The following is a 6,343-nucleotide window of genomic DNA, read 5'->3' on the forward strand; positions in this document are numbered from 1 at the left end:
GTTGCGCCGAATTTTGCCTGGGGCTGCGTTGCTCCTCGGTCACAGCCCCACTGGCGGGGGATGCTCGCTCGTCGCGCCTTGCCCCAGGCCAAATTGGGCGCAACGAACGTGAGCGTATTTACGAAACAGACCCTAAACACAGTGCATAGCTCCAGCATTCAGGAAGAAATTCGTTTTTCTTCACCCTTGATCTTGTCCTGCCGCCTCTTCGGGGCAGGCTGGAAGCCTGCCCTACTTCGACTACCGATTGACCATTTTGCCGTAATCGGCGGCGCTCAGGAGACTGTTGAGTTCAGCCGGTTGCGACATCTGGATTTTGTAGAACCATCCCCCCTCATACGGTTCCGCATTCACGAGCGCGGGGTCGTCCACGACAGACTGATTGACTTCAACAACCTTGCCGCTCACCGGCGCATACACGTCGCTGGCGGTTTTCACGGACTCAACGACGGCGCAGGCGTCGCCAGCTTTGAGGTCGCGGCCTTTCGCGGGCAATTCCACGAACACCACATCGGTCAGTTCATGCTGGGCGTGATCGGTGATGCCAACGGTCGCGACGTTGCCATCGACGCGCACCCATTCGTGGGTTTTGGCATATTTCAATTCGGAAGGAACTTTGGTCATAAGCCGCAATCCAAAGGGCGTTGCGCAGAAGGCTTCGCCAAGTAGCGCAGAGTTGCCATCTGCCGTATCGCGGAATTGCATTCCGCAGGCTCCAGACAGGCGCCAAGGCCCTCGAACTTGTGGAAGCGCTGCCGATTGCAAATCGGCGATACGGCAGAGTGCAACTCTGCGCTACGGAGAAATCCCGTTTCTGCGATCGTCACCACGCGTCCGGTGTAAAGGTTGCCCCTGGTTTCGTCAAACGGGTTTCTTGTAAATCGGCTTCGGAACGATGACGGCGGGCGAGCGTTTGCCGCGAATCTCAATTTGAATGGCGGTTCCAGGCTTCGCGGTTTCCGCCGGGACATAGCCCAGTCCAATGCCCACTCCGAACGTCGGGCTCTGCGTCCCGCTCGCCACTTCGCCGATTCTTTTTTCACCCGTCGCGGCGTTCCAAATTGGATAACCCGGCCGTGGCGGGGCAGATTTTTCGGCCATCTTGAAAGCAACGCATTTTCGGGTCACGCCGTTCTCCTTCTGGGCAGCCAGCGCGGTGCGGCCGATGAATTCTCCCTTGTCGAGCGCAACGAAAAAGGCAAGCCCGGCCTCCAGCGGCGTCGTGTCTTCGTTCAGTTCGTGGCCGTAAAGCGGATAGCAGGCCTCAGTGCGCAATGTGTCCCGCGCGCCCAGACCCGCCGGTTTCAACCCGCACGGCAGGCCCATCATCATGACTTGCTGCCAGACCGATTCGATGGCCTCGGCCTCGGCGACGATCTCGAAACCGTCCTCTCCGGTGTAGCCTGTCCGGGCAATCCAAAGCCGGACGTCGTTCCACTGCACCGCGCCAATCTGGTTCTTCTTCAGCTCGGACGGCTTGCAGACGAGTGTTCCGCCTACCAGCGGACCTGGAAAACAAGCGTCGATGAACGCCGCCACTTTGGGGCCCTGGATCGCGACCGCAGCCATCCGATCGGAAACGTCGTCCAGCTCGGTCCCTTTGGCCGGCGCAGATTTCTGGAAGTGCGCCTTCAACCAAACGACGTCGGCGTCGATGCGCGAGACATTAATAATCAAAAGGAAATCCTGCTCCCCCAGCCGGTAGGCGTAGAGATCGTCGATCACGCCGCCGCGCTCGTTGCACAGGAGCGTGTACTGGCCCTGGCCCGGAGTGAGCTTGCGAAGATCGTTGGTCAGAACCGAATTCAAGAACGCCAGCGCGGAAGGGCCGGTCACCGAGACCTCGCCCATGTGCGAAATGTCGAACATCCCGGCGGCGGTGCGCACAGCCTGGTGTTCGTCCATGATGCTTGTGTATTGCACCGGCATTTCCCAGCCGCCGAACTCGACCAGGCGCGCGCCGAGTTTCTGGTGAGTTTCGTAAAGCGGAGTGCGTTTTAGCATGTGGTTCTCCAGCAAAGTTGGACGCGATCTTACGAGTTACGATTTACGCATTACGTCTTACGCATCACGCTTTGCCGATTGCGGATTCTGGAGTGCCGAGTGCGGAATGCGGATTTGAGATTTCAAATTTCAAATTTGAGATTTGAGACCGTCGGTCATCCCCACTTTTCCGTCTTCATCTGGTCCTTGGGAAAACCCAGGTCGCGCAGCACGAGGTTCTCCGCAAACTCGACCAGCTCATTGGGCCCGCACGCATAGAAGACCGTCTTCGGCGGATCGTGGATGTGTTCGCGGACCCAGGCGGCGTCGATGCGCCCGCGCCGTCCGGTCCAGGCATCCTGCGGATGAAGGCGCGTGCAGGTCACGTAAAAATCGAAGTTCGGGTTGTCCATTTCCATCTGGTGGAACTCGTCGTTGAAGATGATGTTAATCCTCGGGCCACTTGAGGTGGATGGTTTTGGTGTCCGGCAACTCCATCGTCACCGACTCGATCACCATTTCAATGGGTTTCTTCGCCATGGACTAAGCTACTCGATAAACCCGGAACTGCACGGTCACAACTTCAACCGCTTCAACAATTCCTCCGTCAAGACTTCATAAGCGGCCGCTGCGGCGCTGTATTTGTCGTAGTGAATAATCGGTTTGCCGTAGCTTGGCGCCTCGGCCAGGCGTGTGGTGCGGGGAATGACCGTGTCGAACACCAATTCGCCAAAGTGATTCCGAACTTCGCTGACGACCTGCTGGGAAAGCTTCGTGCGCCCGTCGAACATCGTCATCACGACCCCGAGCAGCGCCAGTTGCGGGTTGACGCCGGTGTCCCGAAGCTGATTGAGGATTCGCGTGATGGTCGAAATCCCTTCGAGCGCGTAATACTCGCATTGCAGGGGCACCACGAGCCAGTCCGCCGCGCCAAAAACGTTCAACGTCAGAATGCCCAGCGCGGGCGGGCAATCGATCAGGATCAGGTCGTAGCGTTGAGACTTTTGAATCGGGTCGAGCGCGTGGTGCAGCCGGCGGAGGTGGTCGTCAAGCCGGGAAAGCTCGATCTCCGCGCCGCACATGTCGGTCTCGCTGGGAATAATGTCGAGCCGCTCGAAGGCGGTCGCTTTGATCTTGTCGGCCAGGCTGCCTTCGCCGAGGAGCGGCCGATACGCGCTCGCGCCTTCGGTCTTTTCCAGACCGACGCCGCTGGTGGCGTTGGCTTGCGGGTCGAGGTCCACCAACAAGATTTTTTTTCCCGTGGCCGCCGCACACGCCGCAAGATTCACCGACGTGGTGGTTTTTCCCACGCCTCCCTTTTGATTGGCAACGGCGATAACGGCGGTCGGCACGCGGGGATTTAATGAAACTGCCAGGGCAAGTGCAAGGAATTCGACGTTTCCCTCAGTTCCCTCAGTTAACTGGCAACTGACAACTGACAACTGATATGCTAGAAAGTGCCAACCCCAAACACCGGACCGCTTATGGCAACACTGGAATCAACCGACTCGCCTGCGGGCAGACTGGCGGGCACAAGCGTCAATCTCTCGGGCGTCGGCAAAGTCGAACTCACTCACCTGCTCAATCAGAACAGCGAGACGTCGGTCTATGCCACCACGCACCCCGGACTGATCTTGAAAACGTTCGACGTGGACTGCGGAAAGGAAGACGAACTGAGTTACGGTCCCTACCTGAGATTCCGCGTCGAGGTGGAAAACTTTCAGGACATTCAAGGGATCGAAGAGTTGAGCAGCCGGGTCCCGGCTTTTTTTGGGTCGGACGTGGAGGTGGAGCGCAAGTTCGCGTTCATCGCCATGGAATACCTTCAAGGAGACAACTTGCTGGCGTGGGCGCAGTCCGCCGCGGACGCAGGCTATCCCGAGGGCTGGGTCTCGCAGTTTCGAGCGGCGCTGTATGAAACGCTCGCGGTTGTGAGTTTGTTCCACCGTCACGGGATCATCCTGATCGATTTCAAACCCGACAACGTCATCCGGCTTTTTGACGAACGAGTGAAGTTCGTCGATCTGGGCGCGTTCTTCACGCCGCGCCACGGCCGCGATACGGAGAACTATGTCTATTCCGCGACGCCGGATTACGCGGAGTTGATCATCGACGCGTCGAACGTCCAGACCGGGCTGCCGCTGACGCAGGGGTCGGATATTTTTTCGGCCGGGGTTGCGTTTTTCGAGCTGGCCATCGGGAGTTCCCGGCTTTCGATTGCCGATGAGACCGCGGATCAAATGCTCGCGCAGCCCTCGCTTTATCGGTTCCGGGATTCTCAGATCCGGGATGTCTGGCGAGGCGGGCCGCACTTGCAGCACCTCTTGCCGCTCGTGGAAACGCAGCTCCGGGAGCGGCGCATCCTCTTCTCGGAATTCTGGCATCTCCTGAAAAGCTACCTCAGCCTTTCCGTTCAGGACTGGGAGTCTTTGCCGGAGGAGGAACACCAACAACTGATTCTCACGACGGGCACGGCCTTCATCTCGGATCAATTGCCTGAGCCGCTGCAATGGCTGGCCCAGCCCATTGCGCGGGCGACGACGCTGCGGAGCTTTCGCCTGAAAAGCGTGGCCGAACTCATGGACCTGGTTTCCGAGCCGCTTTCGGAGGCCATTCGCGAAGATCTGACGCATCACAACATCGTCGTCCAAGTGGCCCGGGACCTGGAGCTTCCGGTTGAATTCTGCGCCACCTTGAATCGCTGGGAGACGAAATTGAATCCACGGTCAGAGCATTGGGCCGTTTGCACGGCGCGCGCCGCCACGGAATTGCGGGGCGTCGCCGAGTTCACGTTTCTCAAGGAAGTTTGCCGCGACGAGGAAGGCCACCGGTTTTTGCAGATTGTCGGCGATCTGGAGGCGGACAATTTCCAAAGCGGCAAGCTGACACTGGCGCACCTCGCGGAGGATCGTTCGGCGTGGGTGGGGGCTTAGCGGACAGGGATCAGTAGTCAAAAATTCTCGGACCCGCCTTGCGTCTCCTTCGTCCCGTTTTACCGGCCCTTCATCACACGGCGCTCGCCAGGATCCAAAGAACGGATAAGAGAGTATGCCAAAACACACGTCGGTGTTCTTAACAGGAGGCCACGGAGTAAACGGAGTTCTTAACTCTGTGGTCTCTGTTTTCTCCTGTTAAGGATTTGAACCCTGCATTAGAAGATCGGCTATGAATGGATGAATGTTGGAAACGGCGAGCCGCAACCCGATTAACCGCGGATGACACGGATCACACGGATGGAGAAGTGACCTGGAGCATACCCATGTTCCTACCCATTGATTCTGACGGAGTGCAGCAGAAGGAGCGTTCTCGCCCGGCGCCATGGTTCTTCGCCATCGGGACCGGCGGGGTCGCGCTGGCGGTCGGGTGGTTGCTGGCCGAAAATCCAAACCGTGCCGACCTGATCGGAGGTTTCTTTCCTGGCTTGTGAAACTTGCCTCGTGGAAGGGTCCCATCCCATGCGATTCCGACGTCGTTGCAGTTTCTCCTTCGCTCGTCACATTCCGGTTCGGTGCGCACGCCGACAGACGTATCATTGGGAAAACTTGTCGAACGTACAGTCAGAGCCCTATGAACCGACGCTTTTGCATTGGACTGGCGATTGCGCTCGCCGCGCTGGCGGCCTGGGCCGGGCGCCTGGTCTGGCGAGCCCATAAGAACGTTGTCAGTCTCCGGATGGCAGCGGTGTAATTGATGCGATGATGGGGATGCTCGGGAAGAATTCGCGCGAGGCGAAGAACCTGCAACGCATCCGGAGTAGCATACGCAGAGGGGCGTCGGCGGCTGGGGCGGCGGTCCAGCAGCAGGCGACAGCGGGCAGTGGGCAGTAGTCACCGCCACGGCCCGAAGAGGGCGGTGTAGAAATAGGCGAACGCTTCGTAGAGGACGATGCGGAGGCCGTCGCTTGACGCCCACCAACGGTCGGCGTCAAAACGAAGGTCGATGCCGGAAAGGATGCCCACGTTTATCTGGTGCTTCAGGATTCTTCCATAGACCAGCCGCGAAGCGTGAGGGTCCAGCGTTGCTTTTTGACAAACAGATTCAGTCGCATGAAAATCAGGGACGCGGTTTTCCAGGGTTCGGCGGGAGCCTCACCCTCCCAATTTGCTTGCGGCCTTGCACGCACCTTCGGCTCCAGGTATCTTGCGACTCATGACGACGCTTCCGATCACAATGAAAGAAGAACACCAAGATTTCATCGTTTCAGCGGTGAGTTCCGGTTCCTATCTGACCCAGAGCGAGGTCGTGGCTGCCGCACTGGACCTCCTTAAAGCCCGCGAAGCGCTCCGCCATAATCGCCGTCAAGAGCTCAGGAAAGAAATCCAAAATGGAATTGACCAGTTGGAACGAGGGGAAACCAGCC

General features: G+C 58.6%; 7 protein-coding genes. 3 read left to right on the plus strand and 4 right to left on the minus strand.

Going from position 1 to position 6,343, the window contains the following annotated elements:
- Positions 1-240: 240 nt before the first annotated feature.
- The 4 genes from gcvH to FJ398_25070 form a co-directional block, all read right to left on the minus strand.
- Positions 241-624: a glycine cleavage system protein GcvH gene (gene gcvH, locus FJ398_25055; protein MBM3841163.1), complete on the minus strand. Its 384-nt coding sequence runs from the start codon at positions 622-624 to the stop codon at positions 241-243.
- 237 nt (positions 625-861) lie between these two features.
- Complete coding sequence (gene gcvT, locus FJ398_25060; protein MBM3841164.1) at positions 862-2,004, minus strand: glycine cleavage system aminomethyltransferase GcvT; 1,143 nt, start codon at positions 2,002-2,004, stop codon at positions 862-864.
- A 155-nt stretch (positions 2,005-2,159) separates the two neighbouring features.
- On the minus strand, positions 2,160-2,402 hold the full coding sequence (locus FJ398_25065; protein MBM3841165.1) for a hypothetical protein: 243 nt from the start codon (positions 2,400-2,402) through the stop codon (positions 2,160-2,162).
- A gap of 156 nt (positions 2,403-2,558) precedes the next feature.
- Positions 2,559-3,335 carry a ParA family protein gene (locus FJ398_25070; GenBank protein ID MBM3841166.1) on the minus strand — a complete coding sequence of 259 codons (777 nt, stop codon included), beginning with the start codon at positions 3,333-3,335 and terminating at the stop codon, positions 2,559-2,561.
- Between the two features lie 132 nt (positions 3,336-3,467).
- Here FJ398_25070 and FJ398_25075 point away from each other — a divergent pair, with 132 nt between their 5' ends.
- The 3 genes from FJ398_25075 to FJ398_25085 form a co-directional block, all read left to right on the plus strand.
- Positions 3,468-4,916, plus strand: a complete 1,449-nt coding sequence (locus FJ398_25075) for a hypothetical protein (protein ID MBM3841167.1) — start codon at positions 3,468-3,470, stop codon at positions 4,914-4,916.
- Between the two features lie 236 nt (positions 4,917-5,152).
- Positions 5,153-5,410: a hypothetical protein gene (locus FJ398_25080; GenBank protein ID MBM3841168.1), complete on the plus strand. Its 258-nt coding sequence runs from the start codon at positions 5,153-5,155 to the stop codon at positions 5,408-5,410.
- Between the two features lie 722 nt (positions 5,411-6,132).
- Positions 6,133-6,343: type II toxin-antitoxin system ParD family antitoxin (locus FJ398_25085; GenBank protein MBM3841169.1), on the plus strand; the 211-nt coding region annotated here is incomplete at its 3' end.

Source organism: Verrucomicrobiota bacterium (assembly GCA_016871535.1).
GTDB lineage: Bacteria > Verrucomicrobiota > Verrucomicrobiia > Limisphaerales > SIBE01 > VHCZ01.

Excerpts from the sequence above, each read along its gene's own strand:
- gcvH (MBM3841163.1), bottom strand. The coding sequence starts at position 624 with ATGACCAAAGTTCCTTCCGAATTGAAATATGCCAAAACCCACGAATGG.
- gcvT (MBM3841164.1), bottom strand. The coding sequence starts at position 2,004 with ATGCTAAAACGCACTCCGCTTTACGAAACTCACCAGAAACTCGGCGCG.
- FJ398_25065 (MBM3841165.1), bottom strand. The coding sequence starts at position 2,402 with ATGGAAATGGACAACCCGAACTTCGATTTTTACGTGACCTGCACGCGC.
- FJ398_25075 (MBM3841167.1), top strand. The coding sequence starts at position 3,468 with ATGGCAACACTGGAATCAACCGACTCGCCTGCGGGCAGACTGGCGGGC.
- FJ398_25080 (MBM3841168.1), top strand. The coding sequence starts at position 5,153 with ATGGATGAATGTTGGAAACGGCGAGCCGCAACCCGATTAACCGCGGAT.